17 protein-coding genes are annotated in these 22,337 nt (G+C 73.6%); 16 read left to right on the top strand and 1 reads right to left on the bottom strand.

Going from position 1 to position 22,337, the window contains the following annotated elements; all coding sequences use genetic code 11:
* Positions 1 to 30 precede the first annotated feature (30 nt).
* The 8 genes from ACFWBW_RS08035 to ACFWBW_RS08000 all read left to right on the top strand — a co-directional run bounded on the left by ACFWBW_RS08035 (position 31) and on the right by ACFWBW_RS08000 (position 7,897).
* Positions 31 to 771: a class I SAM-dependent methyltransferase gene (locus tag ACFWBW_RS08035; protein ID WP_385369492.1), complete on the top strand. Its 741-nt coding sequence runs from the start codon at positions 31 to 33 to the stop codon at positions 769 to 771.
* Between the two features lie 228 nt (positions 772 to 999).
* Positions 1,000 to 1,824: an arylamine N-acetyltransferase gene (locus tag ACFWBW_RS08030; RefSeq protein ID WP_385369490.1), complete on the top strand. Its 825-nt coding sequence runs from the start codon at positions 1,000 to 1,002 to the stop codon at positions 1,822 to 1,824.
* Positions 1,825 to 1,856: 32 nt separating this feature from the next.
* The gene (locus tag ACFWBW_RS08025) at positions 1,857 to 2,462 is read left to right on the top strand and encodes a YdbC family protein (RefSeq protein WP_250748831.1); all 606 of its coding nucleotides are present in this window, start codon (positions 1,857 to 1,859) and stop codon (positions 2,460 to 2,462) included.
* Between the two features lie 107 nt (positions 2,463 to 2,569).
* Complete coding sequence (locus ACFWBW_RS08020; RefSeq protein ID WP_385369488.1) at positions 2,570 to 3,229, top strand: histidine phosphatase family protein; 660 nt, start codon at positions 2,570 to 2,572, stop codon at positions 3,227 to 3,229.
* An 11-nt stretch (positions 3,230 to 3,240) separates the two neighbouring features.
* The gene (locus tag ACFWBW_RS08015) at positions 3,241 to 4,155 is read left to right on the top strand and encodes an ADP-ribosylglycohydrolase family protein (protein WP_385369486.1); all 915 of its coding nucleotides are present in this window, start codon (positions 3,241 to 3,243) and stop codon (positions 4,153 to 4,155) included.
* 126 nt (positions 4,156 to 4,281) lie between these two features.
* Complete coding sequence (locus ACFWBW_RS08010) at positions 4,282 to 5,988, top strand: DUF4173 domain-containing protein (protein ID WP_385369484.1); 1,707 nt, start codon at positions 4,282 to 4,284, stop codon at positions 5,986 to 5,988.
* Between the two features lie 542 nt (positions 5,989 to 6,530).
* Complete coding sequence (locus tag ACFWBW_RS08005) at positions 6,531 to 7,241, top strand: ribonuclease HII (protein WP_385369482.1); 711 nt, start codon at positions 6,531 to 6,533, stop codon at positions 7,239 to 7,241.
* 59 nt (positions 7,242 to 7,300) lie between these two features.
* Positions 7,301 to 7,897, top strand: coding sequence for a hypothetical protein (locus ACFWBW_RS08000; RefSeq protein WP_385369480.1), 597 nt, complete (start codon positions 7,301 to 7,303; stop codon positions 7,895 to 7,897).
* Positions 7,898 to 8,110: 213 nt separating this feature from the next.
* Here the strand turns inward: ACFWBW_RS08000 and ACFWBW_RS07995 are convergent, their stop codons facing one another.
* Positions 8,111 to 8,740, bottom strand: a complete 630-nt coding sequence (locus tag ACFWBW_RS07995) for a hypothetical protein (RefSeq protein ID WP_385369478.1) — start codon at positions 8,738 to 8,740, stop codon at positions 8,111 to 8,113.
* A gap of 366 nt (positions 8,741 to 9,106) precedes the next feature.
* Here ACFWBW_RS07995 and ACFWBW_RS07990 point away from each other — a divergent pair, with 366 nt between their 5' ends.
* The 8 genes from ACFWBW_RS07990 (at position 9,107) to ACFWBW_RS07955 (ending at position 22,317) form a co-directional block, all read left to right on the top strand.
* Positions 9,107 to 11,257 (top strand): RecQ family ATP-dependent DNA helicase, encoded by a 2,151-nt coding sequence (locus ACFWBW_RS07990; protein ID WP_385369476.1) that lies wholly within the window; start codon positions 9,107 to 9,109, stop codon positions 11,255 to 11,257.
* A gap of 250 nt (positions 11,258 to 11,507) precedes the next feature.
* Complete coding sequence (locus tag ACFWBW_RS07985) at positions 11,508 to 12,797, top strand: DUF4192 domain-containing protein (RefSeq protein ID WP_385369474.1); 1,290 nt, start codon at positions 11,508 to 11,510, stop codon at positions 12,795 to 12,797.
* A gap of 407 nt (positions 12,798 to 13,204) precedes the next feature.
* Positions 13,205 to 15,139, top strand: coding sequence for a glycogen debranching N-terminal domain-containing protein (locus ACFWBW_RS07980; protein WP_385369606.1), 1,935 nt, complete (start codon positions 13,205 to 13,207; stop codon positions 15,137 to 15,139).
* Positions 15,140 to 15,277: 138 nt separating this feature from the next.
* A complete protein-coding gene (locus tag ACFWBW_RS07975) occupies positions 15,278 to 16,024 on the top strand; it encodes an NUDIX domain-containing protein (RefSeq protein WP_385369473.1) in 747 nt (248 codons plus the stop codon).
* A 206-nt stretch (positions 16,025 to 16,230) separates the two neighbouring features.
* On the top strand, positions 16,231 to 18,033 hold the full coding sequence (locus ACFWBW_RS07970; protein ID WP_385369471.1) for an ATP-binding cassette domain-containing protein: 1,803 nt from the start codon (positions 16,231 to 16,233) through the stop codon (positions 18,031 to 18,033).
* A gap of 150 nt (positions 18,034 to 18,183) precedes the next feature.
* Positions 18,184 to 19,125: a FadR/GntR family transcriptional regulator gene (locus ACFWBW_RS07965; protein WP_385369469.1), complete on the top strand. Its 942-nt coding sequence runs from the start codon at positions 18,184 to 18,186 to the stop codon at positions 19,123 to 19,125.
* Between the two features lie 488 nt (positions 19,126 to 19,613).
* Positions 19,614 to 21,209 (top strand): RNA polymerase sigma factor, encoded by a 1,596-nt coding sequence (locus ACFWBW_RS07960; RefSeq protein WP_385369467.1) that lies wholly within the window; start codon positions 19,614 to 19,616, stop codon positions 21,207 to 21,209.
* Between the two features lie 130 nt (positions 21,210 to 21,339).
* Positions 21,340 to 22,317, top strand: a complete 978-nt coding sequence (locus tag ACFWBW_RS07955; protein WP_385369465.1) for a S1 family peptidase — start codon at positions 21,340 to 21,342, stop codon at positions 22,315 to 22,317.
* Positions 22,318 to 22,337: the final 20 nt, after the last annotated feature.

Below are 22,337 nucleotides of genomic sequence, written 5' to 3'. Positions count from 1 at the left end.
TGAACGCGACGAACCACGGGGGAGAACACGATGAGTGCACAGCAGTATGACGAGATCGGCGAGGCGTACGAGGGATTCAAGGCCCTGCCCCTGGAGCAGTACGTGGTGGTGCCCGGCTTCCTGGCCCTGGTCGGGGACGTGAGCGGCAAGTCGGTCCTCGACCTGGCTTCCGGCACCGGTTTCTACAGCCGCGAGTTCAAGCGGCGCGGTGCCGCGGACGTGATCGGCATCGACATCTCCGGCGAGATGGTCGCCGTCGCGCAGAAGCTGGAGGAGCAGAATCCGCTGGGTGTGCGCTACGAGGTGGGCGACGCGTCCGAACTGCGGCCCTTCGAGCAGCGCTTCGACATCGGTCTCGCGGTCCAGCTGCTCAACTACGCGCCGGACACCGCCACCACCGAGCTGATGTGCCGCAACATCCACCGGAGCCTGAAGCCCGGCGCCGAGCTGTTCCTGCTCAACCAGTCGCCCGACTACCGCTTCGACGGGCCGACACCGGAGAAGTACGGCTTCCGCAGCGTGCTCACCGGCGAAGAGGGCGAGACCGGACCGAGGGTCCGGACCACGGCGCTGCTCGACCCGCCGGTCTCCTTCGTCGCCAACCGCCCGCGCCGCGAGGTCTACGAGAAGTGCCTGGAGGCGGCCGGGTTCAGCGAGCTGACCTGGGTCCCGCTGGAGGTGTCGGAGGCGGGCCTGCGCGAGTTCGGTGCGGACCACTGGGCGGACCTCTACGCCAACCCCCCGCTGGAGATGCTGCGCTGCCGCGCCTGACCGCCGATCGGGTCGAGTAGCCGAGTAGCCGAGCAGCGGGAGTAGCCGAGCAGTCGAAGGAGCGGGGACCGGCCGGGTGCCGGTCCCCGCTTCGTGCGTCGCTGGGGAAGGCGTCCACCGTGGGCGGGTACCCGCGGAATTCCGGCCACCGGCCGGTCACGGTGATGATGGTGTGAGGCGGGGCCGGGGAACGCCCCGCGAATTCGTGATGCGCAGAACGGGGAAGCCATGTGGAGCGGTGAAGAGCTGGACCTGGACGCCTACCTGGCGAGGATCGGCTGGGACAGCGGGGAACTCCGGGCGGACCTCGCGACGTTGAAGGCAGTACACCGGGCCCACACCGGTGCGATCACCTTCGAGAGCCTGGACGTGCTGTTCGGCCGCCCCGTCGGGCTGGACGTCAAGACGGTCGAGGACAAGCTCGTGCACGAGCGCCGCGGCGGCTACTGCTACGAGCAGAACACCCTGCTGGCCGCCGCCCTGCAGCGGATCGGCTTCGAGGTCTCCGGACGCGGCGCCCGCAACCGCACTCGGGGGGACGCCCTGACCGCGGTGACGCACGCCGTCCTCGTCGTCACCGTGGACGGGGAGCCCTGGCTCTGCGACGCCGGGTTCGGCTGGCAGGGACCGCGCGAGCCCGTGCCGCTGACGAGCCCCGGCGCCGAAGTGCGGCAGGGGGAATGGGCGTTCCGCGTCCGGGAGGAATCGGAGGGGGTCCTCGCGCTCGGCGCACGCCGCGAGGGCGCCTGGCGCGACCTGTACGCCTTCACCCCGCAGCCCTACCACCCCGTCGACTACGTGGTGCTGAACCACTACAGCTCCTCGCACCCCCGCTCCTCCTTCGTCGGCCGGGTCGTCGTCCAGCGGCAGGGCGACTTTGAGCGCAAGGCCCTCGTAGGGCGGGAGCTGTCCCGGCTGTTCCCCGACGGGCGGGTCGAGCGGCGAGACGTGCCGGCCGAGGAGCTGCTCGCCCTGCTCGGCCGGGAGTTCGGGCTTCGGCTGTCCGAGCGGGATGCGGATGAACTCCTTCGGATGTACCGCGCCGAGGACTGACCCGGGCCCCGCCGGGACCGTACGATGGCGCAGTGCTGGTCAAGTGGATTCGCTGCACGGTGACGGACCGACGCGGGTTCGAGCGCGGGCAGCGCAAATGGGCGGGACTGCCGGGGGAGCCGGGATTCCGGGGGCAGGGCGGCGGCTGGAGCCGGGGCCGGCAGGGGGTGGCGCACGTCTTCACCTTCTGGGAGAGCCGCTCCTTCTACGACTCCTTCATGGCCCGCTCGCACGACCGGCTGGCCGCTTCGCAGAACGGCACCTACACCGACGCGCGGGTCACGCTCTTCGACCACCGCTTCGACGTGAAGACCGGCTTCGAGCCGCGGTTCACCGACGCCGACGTCGTCAGGGTCGCGCACACCAGGGTGCGGGAGGGGCGCGTGGACCATTTCGCGCTCATGCAGGAGAAGGTCTGGAACCCGGCCATGGCGGGCTCGCCCGGCATGGTCCGGGGCCTCTTCGGCGAGGCTCCGGGTCGCGAGTTCCTGGTGCTGTCGATGTGGCACGCGGCGGCGGAACACGGCAAGTACCGGCAGGAGCGCGTCGAGAGGCTGTCGCTGCGCGCCCAGATCCAGGCCGACGTGGAGGCCCTCACCGGGGACGTCGTCGACCTCGAACCCTCCTGGACCGTCTGACCGTACGCCGTGTGCGGCCCCTGCGGAGAGCTGACCGCGGGGCGGCCACCGGGGCCGTACGGCGAGCCCGGTCCGCGCGCCCGCCGATGGCCGAATAGGGTCGTGGGATGGTACGACCACGGCGCATCGTCCTTGTCCGGCACGGGGAATCGGAGGGCAATGCCGATGACACGGTGTACGAGAGGGAGCCCGACCACGCCCTCCGGCTGACCCGCACCGGGCGCGAGCAGGCCGCGGAGGCCGGCGGACGCCTGCGAGAGCTCTTCGGGGACGAGCACGTCAGCGCGTACGTCTCCCCGTACCGCCGGACCCTGCAGACCTTCCGTGAGCTGCGCCTGGACCCGACGCGCGTGCGGATGCGCGAGGAGCCGAGGCTGCGCGAACAGGACTGGGGGAACTGGCAGGAACGGGAGGACGTACGACTGCAGAAGGCCTACCGGGACGCGTACGGGCACTTCTTCTACCGCTTCGCGCAGGGGGAGTCGGGCGCGGACGTGTACGACCGGGTCGGGGCCTTCCTGGAGAGCCTCTACCGCAGCTTCGAGGCCCCGGACCATCCGGAGAACGTGCTGCTCGTGACGCACGGCCTGACGATGAGGCTGTTCTGCATGCGCTGGTTCCACTGGTCCGTGGCCGAGTTCGAGGCCCTCTCCAACCCGGGCAACGGCGAATACAGGGTGCTCCTGCTGGGTTCCGACGGCCGGTACCGGATGGACCGCCCGTTTGAGCGGTGGACCACACCCGAGCCTTATGACCTGGACGGCTAGAGTGACGCGCGATGACCGCTGACTCCTCTCCCGAAGGGCGCTACGCACGCGCCATGGCCAGCCTCCGCGGGCTGGCCCTGGGCGACGCACTGGGTTCCCAGTACTTCGTCCCCGTGAACTACCCGCTGCTCAAGCGGCGCGAGCTGCCCGCCGGCAGCGATCCGTGGCAGTGGACCGACGACACCGAGATGGCCTGCTCGGTGGTGGCCGTGCTCGCCGCGCACGGCCGGGTGGACCAGGACGCGCTCGCCGCCTCCTTCGCCCACCACCACGACTTCGACCGCGGCTACGGGCCCGCCGTGAACCGGATGCTGCGCCTGGTCCGCGAGGGCGCGGACTGGCGCACGCTCGCCGCGGAACTCTTCAACGGGCAGGGCTCCTGGGGCAACGGCGCGGCCATGCGGGTCGCCCCGCTGGGTGCCTGGTACGCCGACGACCCGGAGCAGGCCACCCACCAGGCGGAGATCTCCGCCTACACCACCCACCAGCACCGCGAAGCGGTGTGCGGCGCGATGGCCGTGGCCGCCGCGGCCGCGCTGGCGGCCGATCCGGCCGGGCCGCCGAAGGCGGCCGACCTGCTGGACGGCGTGATCGCGCTGGTCCCGCGGAGCGCGGTGGGCGCCGGGGTGCGGCGGGCGCGCGACATGCTCGACTACGGCGACGCGACCACCGTCGCCGCCGTACTGGGCTGCGGGCGGCGCACCAGCGCCCACGACACGGTGCCGTTCGCCCTGTGGTCGGCGGCGCGGTGCCTGGACGACTACGAGCGGGCCTTCTGGACCACGGCCCAGGTGGGCGGAGACGTGGACACCACCTGCGCGATCGTCGGCGGAGTGCTGGGCGCGCGCGGGGACGCGGTGCTGCCGCAGGCCTGGCTGGCCCGGACCGAGGCGCTGCCGGCCTGGCTGCCGGAGGCGGCCGGGTAGCCGTTTGTCACGGTCCTGCCACAGGCGTCTTTTGAGCCTGTTCAAAACTGCATATGACCGGCCTACTCTGTCGGCTTCGCCACCCCCGCCCGATGGCCGGGGTGGCCGACAGGGGAGGGGAACCCGATGTCAGCAGAGAACGCCGGTGCGGAGAACGCCGAGACGGCGGATGCCGAGACGGCGGACGCCGCGAGGACCGCGGGCGCGGGGGCCGACGCAGGGTCCGCGCCCCTGGCGCCGCCGGCGCCCGCGCCGCCCGCGCCGCCGCCCGGTTGGGACCCCAAGGTCTGGCGGACCCACCAGTTGCGCAAGGAGCGCGCCTCCTCCGGCGCCTGGTCGATCGCCCCGCTCGCCTGGGCCGAGGCCGCGCGCCCGGCCGCCGTCGGACCCGTACCGGCCGTCGTGCTGGGGGCCGTACTCGCCTCCGGTGTCGCCGCTTCCCTGCTCCTCGGCGAGGGGCTGGGCCCGGGCCTGCTGCTCGCGGTCGTACCCGCGCTGCTCGCCGCCTACGCGGCCGCCCGTGCGGCCGGCCGCAGGCTGCGCCCGTGGACCGCGCTCTGGGCGCTCGGCTGCCTCGCGCTGCTCGCCGTGCCCGCCCTGCGCGCCTCCGCCTGGCCCGCTGTGACGGCCCTGCTCGCGGCCCTCCTGACGGGCGCCCTGGCCCTGCACGGCAGCCGCAGCTGGCCCGGCATCCTGCTCGGCCCGGTCGGCCTCCTGGATTCCGCGGTCCTCGGGGTGCGCTGGGTCTGGAGCGGCCTGCGCTCGCGCGGTGAGGGGCGCCGGGAGCGCTGGCTCCCGGTGGCGAAGGCCGTCGTGGTGGCGGTGGTCCTGCTGGCGCTCTTCGGCACCCTGTTCGCCTCAGCGGACGCCGCGTTCGCGGACCTGCTGAGCGGGCTGACCCCCGACATCAGCGGCATGGGCGGCCCGGTCCGCTTCCTGCTCTTCGCCGGGGGCCTCGTCGTCGCGATCGCCGTTGCCCGCGCGGCCGCCGCCCCCTCCCGCTGGGACCGCATCGCGGTGCGCCCGGGGAAGGCGCGCTCCCGGGTGGAGTGGGCCCTTCCGCTCATCGTGCTGAACCTGCTCTTCGCCGCCTTCAACGCCGTTCAGCTCGCCGTCCTCTTCGGCGGCTACCGCAAGGTCCTGGAGTCCACCGGCCTGACCTACGCCGAGTACGCGCGCCAGGGATTCTGGCAGCTGCTCTGGGCCACCCTGCTCACCCTCGCCGTCATCGCGCTGGCCCTGCGCTGGGCCCCGCGCGACGGGGCCGGCGACCGGCGGCTCGTGCGCGCCGTGCTCGGCACGCTCTGCGTGCTGACCCTCGTGGTCGTCGCCTCGGCGCTGCGCCGCATGGACCTGTACGTGGACGCGTACGGCCTGACCAGGCTGCGCCTGTCGGTCGCCGGTGTGGAGCTGTGGCTCGGGCTGGTCATCGTACTGATCATGGCCGGCGGGCTGTTCGGCGCGCGCTGGCTGCCGCGCGCGGTCGCGGGGAGCGCCGTGGCGGCCGTACTGGCCTTCGGACTGATGTCCCCGGACGGGGTGATCGCGGAGGGCAACGTCACGCGGTACGAACAGGACGGCAAGATCGACCTGGCCTACTTCCAGTCCCTGTCCGCGGACGCCGTACCCGCCCTGGACCGGCTGCCCGAGCCCCAGCGGTCCTGCGCCCTGCGCGGGATCGCCAGGGAGCTGGCGGAGGCGGGCAGGACGCCCTGGTACGCGACGAGCCTGGGGGAGCGCCGGGCCCGGGAGATCCTCGACGAGCGCGGGGCGAGTGCGTCGTACGAGCAGTGCAAGAGCTTGGGGGCCTTCAGGAGCCGGGTCGAGTACTAGAACCGCGTCGAGAGCGGTGGAGCCGGGTCGCGTACGTGAGCCCGGTCCGGCCCGGCGCGGAAGGGAGCGGCGCCGGTCCAGGGCGACGCCGGCGCCGACTTGAACCCGAACGGGCGATTCTCGACGCCATGTTGGAGCGCCGAGTGAACGGGGATTCGCGAGTGCGATCGAACGCGTGCGGAGCGGTTCCGTGACCCGGTCCAGGCCGGGCTGTGTGAACCGGTGCACCTGCCGGCCGGAGAGGTGGTGCGCCGTGGAATCGCCTCGGAGGCGTCCGATCGGACGGAATCGGTCCGCTTCTTGCCGAGGTCGTTCCGGCACTGACTGTGGGGCGCTCAAAGGTGTGCGAGAGCGAATCGGCAGACGCTGAATCCGCCGAGATGAACGACGGGGTGATGGTGCCGCTGCTCAGGGTGTGAGACGGGGCGGGGTGGGTGGCGCGGCGCGGAGGTGGCCGGGGTGCGGCGGTAAGGGGGCGGCGGCGCGATGGGGAGGGGGCGGGGTGTGCAGGCGGCCCGGGGCGGCGTAACCTTGCTGGCGCCATGCCGTACGAAGCACCCACTCACACCGTCGAACGCTCCCTCAGAGCGACCACCGGCGCCAAGGTCATCGCCGGGGTCGACGAAGTCGGACGAGGGGCCTGGGCCGGTCCCGTCACCGTCTGCGCGGCGATCACCGGTCTGCGCCGACCGCCCGCTGGACTCACCGACTCCAAACTGCTCTCCCCCAAGCGCCGTGACGCGCTCGTCGGCGTCTTGGAGGGCTGGGTCACGGCCTACGCCCTGGGCCACTCGTCCCCCGAGGAGATCGACGAACTCGGGATGACCGCCGCCCTGCGCCTCGCCGCGGTGCGCGCCCTGGAGGCGCTGCCCGTGCGGCCCGACGCGGTGATACTCGACGGCAAGCACGACTACCTCGGTGCGCCCTGGCAGGTCCGGACGGTGATCAAGGGCGACCAGTCCTGCGTCGCCGTCGCCGCGGCCTCGGTGATCGCCAAGGTCCGGCGCGACCGGATGATGGCCGAAATCGGTGAACGGGGCGACGGAATCGAGCACTTCGCCTTCGCCGCCAACGCCGGATATCCCTCGCCGGTACACCGGGCGGCACTGGAGGAGCAGGGGCCGACCGCGTACCACCGGCTCTCCTGGTCCTACCTCGACGCGCTGCCCCGCTGGAGCCACCTCAAGAAGGTGCGCCGCAGCGAGGAATCGATGGAGCTGGAAAACGGAGGCCAACTCGGCTTCGATTTCTGATCGCACGCACGTGCCACCAACCGGTACGTTTCGCACCGATGTTTGATAGATATCAGCTCATGCCTCTCACCCCCGCCCCCGAGGAGCCTCAGATTCACGAGAGTGCCCAGGGTCCCCGCGTCACGCCGGCCGCGAGCCGCAGCGCGCAGACCCCCCGCCCCGTACCCGGTCCCCGTCCCGCCCCCAGGCCCGCGCCGCCCGCGCCGCGGAAACCGCAGGCCGCCCGCGTTCCGGCAACCCCCACCACCCCCTCCGTCTCGGCATCCGTGCCGCAGGTCCAGCTGATCCCGGCCTCCGCCGAGGGCGCGCTGGACGCGGCCGAAGAGGCTGTGGACCTGCTGCTCGACACCGGGCGCGCGCCCGGCGACATCCTGGTGCTCACCACCGGCGACCCGCACCCGTGGGCCGCGCACGAGCTGTCCTTCGGCGAGGCCGCCTACTGGGCCCTGCACGACGCCCGGGACGACGTCTTCTACGCGGACGCGGCGCAGGTGCAGCGCGCTGCCGGCCGTCCCGTGGTGGTCTTCGCGGCCAACGGCGGACCGGTCGACGCGGCTGCCGCGGCCCTGCCGGTCGCGCTCGCGCGAGCCGGTGCGCTCCTGATCGTGTGCGGCGAGCCGCAGCAGATCAACTCCGTGCTGGGTGCGGGCGTCTGACGCCCTGTACCTCCGCACGGTCGAGGGGCGGGGCGGGCCGGTGGCCGGCCCTGCCGAAGTCCGAGGCCTGACCAGCCGTACGCCCGTTTCCGGGTGTACGGCCGTTGGGCGTCGGCCGTCCCCGGGTACGTGGCCCTGCGCGCTCCGCGCGTGGTGGCAGGGGTTCGGCGTGCAGCAACAGGGGCTCAGCGCGCAGCAGTGCGGCGCAGGGCCTCAGCGTGCAGCGGTGCGGCGCATGGCCTCCGTGGCTCCGCCGCCGCTGCGCAGGGCCAGCGGGGCGAACTCGGACGACGTGTCGCCGAGCCGCTCGGGCCGGGAGTCCGAGCTGGGGCTCCGGCCGCCGCGGCCTTCGCCCAGCACCTGCCAGCCGCCCCGGGTCAGCGTGATGTACGCGCCGCAGCGCAGCCCGTGCAGGGTGCAGGCGTCCCGCAGCCCCCACATCCAGGCGCCGTCCTCCTCGGTCCAGCGCTCGTCGCCGTCGCGGCAGAACAGCAGCACGGCGGTCCGTACCGGGGTCCGCCGCCGCAGGTCGTGCGGAAGGACCCGGCGCAGCCGGGACAGCAGCGCGTTGCGGTACTCCCAGCCGTCGGCCGCGGTGGAGCGCTGAACGAAGGAGGCGCTGGCCACGAGCCGCTCCTCGGGCCCGAGCACGGCGATCACCGCCGTGGACGGGACGGGGCTGTGCCGTGAGTGCAGTCCGCTGACGACCTCGCGCGGATTGCGCAGCAGGGGGACGCCCGACGCCGTCCACTGGGAGGGCTCCAGCAGCCTGCCGTGACGGCTGGCGCCGCCGGTGGCCATGGTCAGGGACGTGGTCGAGGGCGGGGCGAATCCGAAGGTCACGGTCCTCCCTTCGGGTATACGCCCGTGAACGGGCACAGCTGGAGTGCGGGCGCGCCGCGGCACGGCCCAGGAGTGCGCCGGCGAGCCGAGCGGGAGCAAGACAATTCTCGCGTGGCCCGTGAGCATGCGGCAACGAGCAATTGGAGCCGCCGACCGGAATTCGCCGGTATGCCGTTCATATCCTTGCCCCGCCACGCCGAAGATGACTCATTCGGTCCAGGCTGAGTGCCGGTACCAGGGGATACGGCTCTTTGGCGGCTGTCCGGCGTCGGAGCAGTGGTCGCGCGCCGAGGCGCACGGCCCGGGGATCGGACGTCACGCTGGGTGAATTGGCCGATTGTCCTAGGCATCGGGTTGCATGGGGGCATGGACAACCTGGAGCTCCGCGCTGAAGCAGATGCCATCCTCGCCGAGCTGGTCGGCGCCCCGGGGGGTTCGGCGCGGCTGCGGGAGGACCAGTGGCAGGCGGTGTCGGCCCTGGTGGAGGAGCGCCGGCGCGCGCTGGTGGTGCAGCGCACGGGGTGGGGCAAGTCCGCGGTGTACTTCGTGGCCACGGCCCTGCTGCGCCGTCGCGGCGCGGGCCCGACGGTGATCATCTCGCCGCTCCTCGCGCTGATGCGCAACCAGGTCGACGCGGCGGCCCGGGCCGGGATCCAGGCGCGGACGATCAACTCGGCCAACCCGGAGGAGTGGGAGACGATCTACGGGGAGGTCGAGCGGGGCGAGACCGACGTCCTCCTCGTGAGTCCGGAGCGCCTGAACTCGGTGGACTTCCGCGAGCAGGTGCTGCCCAAGCTCGCGGCCACGACCGGCCTGCTCGTGGTCGACGAGGCACACTGCATCTCCGACTGGGGCCATGACTTCCGCCCCGACTACCGCAGGCTGCGCACCATGCTCGCCGAGCTCGCACCCGGCGTGCCCGTGCTCGCCACCACCGCGACGGCCAACGCGCGGGTCACGGCCGATGTGGCCGATCAGCTGGGCACGGGAGGCGGGGGCGCGCTGGTCCTGCGCGGCGCGCTGGACCGGGAGAGCCTGCGGCTTGGCGTCCTGGAGCTGCCCAACGCGGCGCACCGGCTGGCGTGGCTGGGGGAGCGGCTGGGGGACCTGCAGGGCTCGGGGATCATCTACACGCTGACGGTGGCCGCCGCGGAGGAGGTCGCGGCGTTCCTGCGGCAGCGCGGCTATCCGGTGGCCTCCTACACGGGCAAGACGGAGAACGCGGACCGGCTGCAGGCCGAGGAGGACCTGCTCGCGAACCGGGTGAAGGCGCTGGTGGCGACCTCCGCACTGGGGATGGGCTTCGACAAGCCGGACCTGGGGTTCGTGGTGCACCTGGGCTCTCCCTCGTCCCCCATCGCCTACTACCAGCAGGTGGGTCGTGCGGGGCGCGGCGTGGACCACGCCGACGTGCTGCTGCTGCCGGGCAAGGAGGACGAGGCGATCTGGGCGTACTTCGCCTCGGTGGGATTCCCGCCCGAGGAGCAGGTCCGGCGGACCCTGGACGTACTGGAACAGGCCGGTCGGCCGTTGTCGCTGCCCGCGCTGGAGCCCTTGGTGGATCTTCGGCGTTCGCGGCTGGAGACGATGCTCAAGGTCCTGGACGTGGACGGTGCGGTCAAGCGCGTGAAGGGGGGCTGGACCTCCACCGGACAGCCGTGGGCGTACGACGCGCAGCGGTACGAGTGGGTGGCGGCGCAGCGGCAGGCCGAGCAGCAGGCCATGCGGGACTACGTGGCGACCACGGGGTGCCGGATGGAGTTCCTGCAGCGCCAGCTCGACGACGAGAAGGCGACCCCGTGCGGCCGCTGCGACACCTGCGCCGGGCCCTGGCTCGACCCCGCCGTGTCCCACGGGGCCCTCGATACGGCGACCGGTGAGCTGGACCGCCCGGGGGTCGAGGTCGAGCCCCGCCGGATGTGGCCCTCGGGCATGCCCGCGGTCGGCGTCGATCTCAAGGGCCGCATCCCCGCAGGGCAGCAGGCTGCCACCGGACGCGCGCTGGGGCGGCTGTCGGACATCGGGTGGGGCAACCGCCTGCGCCCGCTCCTGTCGGAGCGGGCCGCGGACGGGCCCGTTCCGGACGACGTCCTGGCGGCCGTGGTGACCGTGGTGGCCGACTGGGCCCGTTCGCCGGGTGGGTGGGCCGGCGGCGCGATGGCCCGGCCCGTGGGGATCGTGGCCATGCCCTCCCGCTCCCGCCCCCAGCTGGTGGGCTCGCTCGCCGAGGGCCTGGCCCGGGTCGGCCGGCTCCCGCTGCTGGGGAGCCTCGCCTACACCGCGCAGGCGGGCGAGTACGGCGCACACCGCAGCAACTCCGCCCAGCGGCTGCGCGCCCTGGCCGCCTCGTTCGCCGTGCCCGAGGAACTCGCCGCCGCCCTGGCCGCCACCCCGGGACCGGTCCTGCTCGTCGACGACTACGCCGACTCCGGCTGGACCCTGGCCGTGGGAGCACGCCTCCTGCGCCAGAGCGGAGCCGACCAGGTGCTTCCCCTGACCCTGGCCCTGGCGGGGTGAAGGCACCTGTCCCGGCCCGGTGGCCGTGGCCGTAGTCGTAGTCGTAGTCGTAGTCGTGGCCGGATGGGTGCGCAGTCCGTTGATGCGGTAGTCCGTGCTGCTGCTGCTGCTGCTGCTGTCTGGTCTGGTCTGGTCGGGGCTGATCGGTGCTGGTTGGCGCTGCTCGGGGCTGCTCGGGGCGGGGTGGGCGTCGGTTCGGGCGTTATCCACAGGGGTTTCCGGATTCGCCCGGACACGGGACCTTCGTGACATGACGAACAATCACGAAGCGCCACACACACCGTCCGACCCCTCGTCCACCAACCCGTCCGGAGGCGTGGACGCGTCCCGGATCACCCTGCGCAGTCCGGCCGAACTGGCCGACGCGCTGCCCTACATGCTCGGCTTCCACCCGAGCGACTCCCTCGTCATGGTCGCGGTCCACGGGGAGGCCGGCCGCTTCGGCGGCCGGCTCCGGGTGGGCATCCCCGCGGCTCCCGAGGAATGGGAGGACACCGCCCGGCAGGTCGCCGACTGCCTGATCCGCGGCAGCGTGCGGCGCGGAGCCCGGCCCGACGGCATCATCGTCTTCCTCTGCCAGGACCCGCACCACGGCGACAGCGCGCAGCGGGTGATGACCAGGCTGCGGCCGCTCGCCCAGCGGATCCGGCTGGCCTGCGGGGCCCTGGACGTGCCCGTACTGGAGGCCCTGTGCCTCTCCGCCGGGCGGTACTGGTCCTACTGCTGCCCGGACGAGCGGTGCTGCCCCGCCGAGGGCAGTGCTCTGGCCGCACCCGGAACTTCCGTGATGGCCGCCGCGGCCACGTTCGCCGGACTCCAGGTACGCGGCTCCCTCCGGGAGATCGAGCACAGGCTGACACCACTGCGCGGGACGGTGGCCCGCGAGATGGAAGGCGCCCTGGACCGTGCGGCCGTCGCGCTGGTGCCGAAGATCCTCGACGGGGCCACCCGTGAGGAGGTGGGGGCCGAGACCGTCCTGCTCGCCCGCGCGCTGATCCAGCGCATGACCCTCGCCCCGCCTGCCGAAGGCGGCTCCGGGGCCGATGCCTGGGACGACGCGCTACTGGGCCACGACGAGGCCGCCTCGTTGATCCTCGGGCTCCAGGACCGGGAGATCCGCGATATCGCCGCCGAGTGGATGGAGGGCGAGGAGGCGGCACCCGCCCTGCGGCTGTGGCGGGCCCTGTCCCGGCGCTGCGTCGGGGCCTACGAGGAGCACGCGGCGGCTCCCCTCACCCTGGCGGGCTGGGTCTCCTGGTCCACCGGGGACGAGCCGACGGCCAGGATCGCCCTGGGACTGGCCCTGCGGGCGGACGACGGGTACCGCTTCGCGCAGCTGCTCCACCACGCCTGCAACGAGGGGATCGACCCGGAGGGGCTGCGCGAGTGCCTCCGGGAGGAGCGGCGGCGACGGGAGCCGCGCCGGGGGCGCCTGCCGGCAGGAGCGCGGCGGGCGGGAGCCGCCACCAGGCCGCCCGGCCGCCCGGGGAAGGCGAGCAGCCGCCGCGGGTCCGGCAGCACCGCGGGGAGCGAGCAGTGAACCGCGGACGCGGAAGGGGAGGGGCCGGGCGCGCGGGCAGGGGCAGGGGCAGCGGCATGGCTCAGGGCCGGGACCGGGACCGGGGCCGGGAGGGAGGCGCCTTCGCCGGCGGGGGGCGCGGACGGGGCGAAGGCTGTGCGTCCGTGCTCCGGGGGTGTCTGCGGGAAGCGGCGCGAGCCGTCCTGCGGCGGCGGCCCCCGCGAAGGCCGGTGCTCCGCCGGGCGCAGCCCCCGCCGGGGCCCGTGACCCGGGCGGGGGCGGGGGCGTTGCGCTGGGGGGTGGTGGGGACCCGGCCGCGCCGCCGCCCAGCCGATCCACCCGGAGCGCAGACAAGGCGACCCATGTCCCACCCCGTACCCCCCGCACGCGTTGCCCCCTCCGGCCTAGCCCCCGTCGGCAGGGCCGACCTGCCGCCCGTGCACGGTGCCGTCATCTGCGTCGCCGCGCCGTGCCTGGTCATCTCGCCCGAGCACGGCCAGCTCACCGGGCGGGGGGTGGACGGGATCTACCGCGCCGGCCTCCGGCTGCTGTCCCGCTGCGTGCTGCGCGTCGGCGGCCGGGACCCGGTCGCGGTCCAGGCCCGCAGCCTCGGCGCCGACCGGGCCTCCTTCACCGCGACCGTGCGGACCGGAGCGGAGCCCGGCCCCGATCCCGATGTCGGAGTCGAGCGGGTCCGGCACGCCGACGGCACCGAGCGGATCACCCTGCGCAGCTTCACCGGCCGTTCCCTGCGGATCCCGGTGGAGGTCTCGCTCGGCACCGACCTGGCCGAGCTGGCAGAGGTGGCCGCCGGCCGGGCCGGGCCGGAGCTGCCCGCCGCGGTGCACGCCGCCGGACTGCGCTGGACCAGCGGCGAGGCCCAGGCCGTCACCGCGGCCGAGCCGCCGCCGGACGACGCGCTGGCCTCGGCCGGGCTGCTGCGCTGGCAGCTCGAACTGCGCCCCGGCGAATCCCGGACCATCGAGCTGCGGACCACCCGGGACCGAGGAGCCCGCGCCCCCGCCGGACAGGTGGCCAATCCGCTGTCCGACGACGCCCGCGCGGAGGGAGACGACCCGCGGGCCGAGGCGTGGCTGCGCACGAGCGTGCAGGACTTGGGTGCACTGCTGCTCAGGGACCCGAAGGAACCGGCCGACAGCTATGCGGCGGCCGGAGTGCCGTGGCGGCTCGGACTGGCTCCGGCGGAATCCCTGTGGGCCGCCCGCATGGCGCTCCCGCTCGGCACCGGACTGGCCGCAGCCACCCTGCGCATCCTGGCCCGGACCCAGAGCGCGGGCCGGGGCGCCGACGCGGGGAAGATCCCGGGACCGCTCCGCGGGGCCGGGCCGCAACTGCCCCCGGGATGCACCGGGACCGAGGCGACGCTCGCCTTCCCCGCGGTCCTCGCCGAAGCCCGGCGCTGGGGGATGCCCGAGGCGGAGGTGGCTGGGCTGCTCCCCGCCGCCGAGCGGTGCCTGGAGTGGATCCGGGGCGCCTTTGGGGAGGACGGCTTCCTGGCCGATCCCGATCCGGGACCCCGGCGCTGTGAAACCCAGGCCCACGCCCATCGCGCCGCGCTCCTCGGGGCCGACCTGCTCGCCGGGTGCGGTCGGCCCGGAGCCGAGGAGTGGCGGGACCGGGCCGCCGAGCTGCGGGAGCGGTTCGCAGCCCGGTTCTGGGTCGACGGCCCCGACGGGGGCCGGCCCGCGGCGGCCCTGCATCCCGACGGGCGGCCCCTGCCCCGGCTGACGGGGGCCGCCGCCCACCTGCTGGACACCGGGCTGCTCGGCGGCGGCCGGCTCGCGCGGGGGCTGCTCGACCGGGTCCGTACCGAGCAGCTGGCACGGCTGCTCGGAGCCCCCGCCATGGATTCCGGGTGGGGGCTGCGGAGCATGGCGGTCCGCGAGCCGGGGCACAACCCGTTCGGGTACCGCTCGGGCGCGGTACGGCCGTACGAGACCGCGGTCGCGGTGGCAGGCCTGGCCCAGGCGGGCTTCGAGAAGGAGGCCACGGGGCTGCTGCGGGGCCTGCTGGATGCGGCGGAGGGCTTCGGGTACCGCCTCCCGGAGATGTACGCCGCCGAGCAGCGCACCGCGGGCAGCGCTCCGCTTCCGCATCCGGCGGCCTGCCGGCCGGCGGCGGTCGCGGCTGCCGCCGGGATCCACGTACTGACCGCACTGGCCGGGATCCGCCCGGACGCCCCCGCCGGCACGGTAGCGCTCGTGCCGCTCCCCGGCGCTCCGCTCGGTGGGCTCCGCCTCTCGGGACTGCGGGTTTCGGGGGAACCCTTCGCCGTCCGGATCAGCCGGCTGGGCCTGGGCATGGTGGAGGAGGCCGCCGATGCGCTGCAACTGGGCGGGTAGCGGCGGCGGGGATGAGGACAGGGGGCACCCCGCCGATCCGGCCGGATCGGGCCCGGGCTTCCGCTTCCGTGGCCGGTTCCGTGGTCCGAAGATCTCCAAAGCTCTGTTTATCGTCAGGCAGACGACTATGATCGCGGCATGTCGCCCTACGACCCGTCGGCCTTTCCGCCCTTCGCCGTCACCGTCGACCTGGTCGTGCTCACCGTGCGGCGCCATGCGCTCTGCGCGCTGGTCATCCGACGGGGTGAGCAGCCGTTCCAGGGACGCTGGGCACTGCCCGGCGGCTTCGTGCGCGGGGACGAGGACCTGTCGGCGGCCGCGGCCCGCGAGCTGTCCGAGGAGACCGGCCTCTGCGCCCACGACCCGGCCGCCCCGGACGTGGGCAACGGGGCGCATCTCGAACAGCTCGCGACCTACGGTGATCCGAAGCGGGATCCGCGCATGCGCGTGGTCAGCGTGGCACATCTGGTGCTGGCTCCGGATCTGCCCGCGCCCCGGGCCGGCGGCGATGCCAACAGTGCGCGCTGGGCCCCCGTCGACGAGCTCCTGTCCACGGACGGCCAGTCCGGCGCCGGACTCGCCTTCGACCACGAGCAGATCCTCGCCGACGGGGTCGAGCGGGCCCGCTCGAAGATCGAGTACTCCTCGCTGGCCACCGCCTTCTGCCCGCCCGAGTTCACCGTCGGCGAGCTGCGCCGGGTCTACGAAGCGGTCTGGGGAGTCGCCCTCGACCCGCGCAACTTCCACCGCAAGGTCACCGGCACCCCCGGGTTCCTGGTGCCCGCCGGGGGGACGACGACGCGTCAGGGCGGCCGTCCCGCCCAACTGTTCCGGGCCGGCGGGGCAACGCTGCTCAACCCTCCGATGCTGCGCCCGGAGGTCTGAGGACCAGGCGTCCCGCACCGACCCCGGGACGCCACCCGAGCCGGCATCCCGGCCGGTGTCCGGCCTCGCGCACCCGTGGACAACGGCCTCGGCGCCGACACGGGCGCGATTCGGGGCGAGCTTCGCCTCAAATCGGACATATCGCGTTATCTTGTTGGCGGTATTCACCCTGCCGCAGAGCGGTCTCACCCCCCGCGAGAGAAGCGATGCTCCAGGCCATCGGACTCACCAGCGCCCCCCGTCGAAACCTCCCGCCCCTCGTGGACGACCTCACCTTCGAGGCCCGCCCCGGGAGCGTGACCGCACTGCTCGGCGAGCCCGGATCGGGCAAGACCACCGCCCTGCGGCTCATGCTCGAACTCGAACCGGGCCGCGGAGTCACCTACTTCCGCGGGCGCCCCCTGCACCGGATCCCGCATCCGGGCCGCGAGGTCGGCGTGCTCCTCGGCGATCTCCCCGGCAACCCCTCGCGCACCGTGCGCGGCCAGCTGCGGATGCTCTGCGCCGCCGCAGGCGTGCCGGCCGCCCGGGCCGACGCCATGCTGGAGGTCGTCGGCGTCGCGGGACTGCGCGACCAGCGGCTCGGTTCGCTCTCGCTCGGCATGGAGCGAAGGGTCGCGCTGGCCGCCGCCCTGCTTGCCGACCCCTGCACGCTCCTCCTCGACGAGCCGGCCGCCGGGCTCTCGCCCCGCGAACGGAGCTGGCTGCACGGGCTGCTGCGCGGCCATGCGTCCCTCGGCGGCGCGGTGCTCTTCACCACCGACGACGCGAAGGAGGCCGCCCGCAGCGCGGACCGGGTCGTGAGCATCGAGGCGGGCCGGCTCGTCGCCGACCAGGACGCCGCCGACTTCGCCCGGACCCGGCTCCGGCCGCGGGTCGCCGTGCGCACCCCGCACGCCGCCCGGCTGGCCGACGTACTGGGCCGTGAAGCGCGGGCTGCCCAGCGCACGGTGGAGATCGTGGAGGAGAGCGGCAGCCGGCTGTCCGTCTACGGCAGCAACTGCGCCGAGGTCGGCGAGGCCGCCTTCCGGCACGGTGTGCTCGTCCACCAACTCGCCGACGAGACCGGCGACGCGGGAGCGCCGCCGTCGCTGCCGCGCGCCCGGGACCGTGCCGGATCCGGAACCGGGGCCCGGGCCACGGCCGCCGACGGAGCGCCGGCCGAGGCCGGCGCGGGCGCCCGGGACCGGCCACGCCCGGCACGCACCGGGCCGCCCGCCTCGGCCGTGCGCCGGCTCGGCGGCCCGCTCAGGCCCCTGCGCTACGAGCTGCACCGGCTCTTCGGCACCGCCACGCCCGTCCTCACCGCCGCCTTCGTCGTCGCCGTCTCCGTCGTCACGGCGCTGGTCCTGGCCCGGATCGGCCACACCCCGCAGAACCGGTTGCTCGCCGCCTGGCCGGAGTTGCTGCCGCTGCCGCCCGCTGCGCTCGGCGCCGGATTGCTCGGAGCCCTGGCGTTCGGCGAGGAGTACCGCTATCCCGCGCTCGCCGCCGACCGCGGCACCGTCCCGCGCCGGCTCGGGCTGCTCACGGCGAAACTCGGCGTCAGTGCCGCGATGGCGCTGCTGCTCGGCGCCCTCGCCGTGACCGCCGACGCCGCCGCCCTGACACTGGTGTTCGGCAGCGGCCCGCTCCGTACGCCCGCGGAGTGGATCTCCCCGGGCGCGAGTTGGGCGGGGCTGCTCATCGGCTGCGCCTGGTCCGGAGTCCTGGCCTCGGGCGTCTTCCGGTCCGCCTCCGCCGGCCTGGCCGCGGTGCTCGCCGTACCGGTGATGGTCGTACCGCTGGTGCGCAAGGCCCTGGACGGCCCGTCCGCGTACCCGGTCACCGGACTCGCGGAGCGGCTGCGCGGCCTGGCCTGGGCGCAGTGGCCGCCGGAGGCGGACCGGGTGGTGCTCGGGGCGATCCGGGTGATGGCCCAACCGGTCGGCACCGCACTGGTGTTGTCGCTGATGGTCCTGTTGTGCGCCTATGGGTTCACAGGACTGCGCGGCCGCGTCCGTCTGTGAGGGATCGTTGGTGATCGTTCCGGTGCGGGTCCGGACCCAACGGGACCGTTGTGGCCCACATCAAGCCCGGCGGACCGCAACTCCCCGCAAAAGGCCCGGTTCTTTACGATAAGTCGTCAATTGCGTAGGTGGCACCGATCACCCTTTCGTGTGCTTTTCACCAAAGACCTCAAGGGTCGCGGAGACAAGGCCGACAAAGGATTCGTGAGTACCCTTGCGCACACCATGATGACCGCCGCCCGCCATGCCGATTCCGGCCTCGCCGGCGCGGGCGAACTCGACCGCTACCCCTACCCGGAGGCCTCGGGGGCCGACCGGGTGGGAGTGCCCCACTGGGACGGATCCGACGTCGAGTTGAGCCGGGTCGGCCGCCGCGCCGCAGGCAGCCGCGGCCGCGGGCTGCACGGCCAACTCGTCCAGCAGCTCGGCCAGATGATCGTTTCCGGCGACCTCGGCGCGGACCGCCCGCTGGTCCCCGAGGAGATCGGGCAGCGTTTCGAGGTCTCCCGCACCGTCGTCCGCGAATCGCTGCGGGTCCTCGAGGCCAAGGGCCTCGTCAGCGCCCGCCCCAACGTCGGCACCAGGGTCCGCCCGGTCGCCGACTGGAACCTGCTCGACCCCGACATCATCGAGTGGCGTGCCTTCGGCCCGCAGCGCGACGACCAGCGCCGCGAGCTGGGCGAGCTGCGCTGGACCATCGAGCCGCTCGCCGCCCGCCTCGCCGCCGGCCACGGCCGCCCGGAGATCCAGCAGCGCCTCGCCGACATGGTCGAGATCATGGGACACGCCCTCGGCCAGGGCGATTCGATCACCTTCGCGCGCGCGGACCACGAGTTCCACGCCCTGCTCATCCAGGTCGCGGCCAACCGCATGCTGGAGCACCTCTCCGGCATCGTCTCCGCCGCCCTGCAGGTCTCCGGCAGTCCCATCACCGCCTGCGACCGCCCCAGCGAGACCTGCGTCGCGCACCACGCGCGCATGGTCGAGTGCCTCGCCGCCGGCGACGCGGTGGGCGCGGAGAACGCCATGCGCCAGCTTCTGACGGTGCATCCGGAGGTCGAGCGCGTGGTTCCCGCCCCGCGCGAGCACTGACGGGCGCAGCGCACGCGTGTGGGCGCGGGCGTGAGCGTGTCGATGGGCCGCCGGTCTCGGGTGGTACCCCCCGGACCCGTCCGGGGAGGGGCCGGCGGCAGTGGAGTCCGGCTCCCCGTCCGGGTCCTGAACGCCCTGGTCGACTCCCGGTTCCGGTCCGCGGTCGCCGGGACTCCGCTTCCGGGGAGTCGTCCGGCCCGCGAAACGGGGCGTGTTCGGACACACCGGACGTGCAGAAATAACGGTATGACCGGCATGGCATCAAACGGGGTGTGACTCGGGCCACGAAGATTGGGCGTAACGCTCTGCGAGGTCACGCGATGACCTAAGAGGTGATGGCCGACGGAGGGAAGACAGCAGCCCTTGCGGGTGCTGTGCAGCTCCCCGGCCCCTGCCCGCGCCCCCGGCCCATCCCCAGTCGGTGGTCGTCGGCTCCGGTCCAGCACCACCAGGCCGGGGTCGGAAGCCGTTTCCATCGTTCCGAGAGGTTGTTCGTGTCGGCCAGCACATCCCGTACGCTCCCGCCGGAGATCGCCGATTCCGAGTCTGTGATGGCGCTCATCGAGCGGGGCAAGGCCGAGGGGCAGATCGCCGGCGATGACGTGCGTCGGGCCTTCGAGGCTGACCAGATTCCTGCGACCCAGTGGAAGAATGTTCTGCGCAGCCTCAACCAGATCCTCGAGGAAGAGGGTGTGACGCTGATGGTCAGTGCCGCGGAGTCGCCCAAGCGCACCCCCCGCAAGAGCGTCGCAGCGAAGAGCCCCGTCAAGCGGACGGCCACCGAGCCGGTCGCGAAGAAGGCGGCGGCCAAGACGCCGGCCGCGGCCGTACCGGACGCGGTGGCCGGGGCGGCGGAACCGGACCCCGTGGACACGGGCGCCGACGCCCTCGCGGAGGGGACCGCGACGGAGCCCGCCGCCAAGAAGACGGCGGCGAAGAAGACGGCGGCGAAGAAGACCGCGCCCGCCAAGAAGACGGCGGCGAAGAAGACGGCGGCGAAGAAGACCGCCGCCAAGAAGGACTCCGACGAAGCGGGCGACGAAGAGACCACGGAAGACGGTCCCGGGGCAGCCAAGGCCGAGTCCGAGGACGAGGAGGAAGGCGCCGAGAGCAAGGGCTTCGTCATCTCGGACGACGAGGACGACGCTCCGGCCCAGCAGGTCGCCGTGGCCGGTGCCACCGCCGACCCCGTCAAGGACTACCTCAAGCAGATCGGCAAGGTTCCCCTCCTCAACGCCGAGCAGGAGGTCGAGCTCGCCAAGCGCATCGAGGCCGGACTCTTCGGCGAGGACAAGCTCGCCAACTCCGACAAGCTGGCGCCCAAGCTCAAGCGCGAGCTGGAGATCATCGCCGAGGACGGCCGCCGGGCCAAGAACCACCTGCTGGAGGCCAACCTCCGCCTCGTGGTCTCCCTCGCCAAGCGCTACACCGGCCGCGGCATGCTCTTCCTGGACCTGATCCAGGAGGGCAACCTGGGTCTGATCCGCGCCGTGGAGAAGTTCGACTACACCAAGGGCTACAAGTTCTCCACGTACGCCACCTGGTGGATCCGGCAGGCGATCACCCGCGCCATGGCCGACCAGGCCCGCACCATCCGCATCCCGGTGCACATGGTCGAGGTCATCAACAAGCTGGCCCGCGTCCAGCGCCAGATGCTCCAGGACCTGGGCCGCGAGCCCACCCCGGAGGAGCTGGCCAAGGAACTCGACATGACCCCTGAGAAGGTCATCGAGGTCCAGAAGTACGGCCGCGAGCCGATCTCCCTGCACACCCCGCTGGGCGAGGACGGCGACAGCGAGTTCGGAGACCTCATCGAGGACTCCGAAGCCGTCGTACCGGCCGATGCCGTGAGCTTCACGCTCCTGCAGGAGCAGCTGCACTCGGTGCTCGACACGCTGAGCGAGCGCGAGGCGGGCGTGGTCTCGATGCGCTTCGGCCTCACGGACGGCCAGCCCAAGACGCTCGACGAGATCGGCAAGGTCTACGGGGTCACCCGTGAGCGCATCCGCCAGATCGAGTCGAAGACCATGTCGAAGCTCCGTCACCCGTCCCGGTCCCAGGTGCTGCGCGACTACCTCGACTAGGCCGGACCGGTCCGGACCGGGTGCGGCGAGGGGTTCGCCGCAGGTCGTCGCCGGTGGCCGCGCGGGTGCGCACGGCCACCGGGCGTCCCACTCTGAGTGGAGTCATGCACACTCGGAGTCAGGAGGCCTCATGCGTCGTCCCTTTGCCCGTGTCCTGGCGGGAGCGCTGACCCTGGCGGCGGGAGCGGCGGCAGCGCCGCTCTCCCAGGCGCCGCGAGCGGCCGCGGACAGCGTGGTGATCGGCGGGAAGCCGGTGAAGGTGGCCGATGCCCCGTGGGTCGTGGCCCTCGCCAGCCGTGACCGGTTCGGGGGTACGCGCGGCGGGCAGTTCTGCGGGGGCGTCCTCGTCACCACGACCAAGGTGGTGACCGCGGCCCACTGCCTGGGGCGCCAGGTACTGGGAGGCCCGGTCGACTCCGTCCGCGATTTCCGGGTGATCACCGGTCGTACGGAGCTGCGCGCGAGCGAGGGCAGGGAGATCGCGGTGCGTTCCGCCCGGGTGAACCCGGCCTACGACCCGGGCAGCAATGCCGGCGACCTGGCCGTCCTGGAGCTGGCCGAAGCGGTGGCCGCGCAGAACGTGCTGCCGATGGCCGCCCTCGGGCATCCGGCGTACGGGGCCGGAACCGAGGCCGCCGTATACGGCTGGGGCGACACGAGCGGCTTCGGCGACTACGCCTACGGGCTGCGGGCCGCCGGAGTGACGGTGCTGGCGGACGAGGTGTGCGGGCGCGCCTACCCGGGAGACGCCGACGGTCAGTACCGGGCCGACTCCATGGTGTGCGCGGGGGACCGCGCGGGCGGCAAGGACGCCTGTCAGGGCGACAGCGGAGGCCCACTGGTGGCCCAGGGCCGGCTCATCGGGCTGGTGTCCTGGGGGCGCGGCTGCGGGCGCGCCGACAGCCCGGGGGTGTACACGCGGATCGCACCGCTGATCGGCTTCGTCGCCGACTCTGCGACGGACCCCGACCCCGTCAGCGGCCCGGAGACGGCCCGGGGGACCCTGGGGCGTCCTGGTGCCCGCGGAGTCCTGGGGATGGACGTACGCCCCGCTCAGGGGCCCGGCCGGGGCCTCGCGGCGGGGGACCGGCCAGCGCCGAAGCGCTGAACCGCGTCCGGGCATGAGGA

This window comes from Streptomyces sp. NPDC059957 (assembly GCF_042730015.1).
Lineage (GTDB): Bacteria > Actinomycetota > Actinomycetes > Streptomycetales > Streptomycetaceae > Streptomyces.
This window is presented reverse-complemented; position numbering and strand designations above follow the sequence as displayed.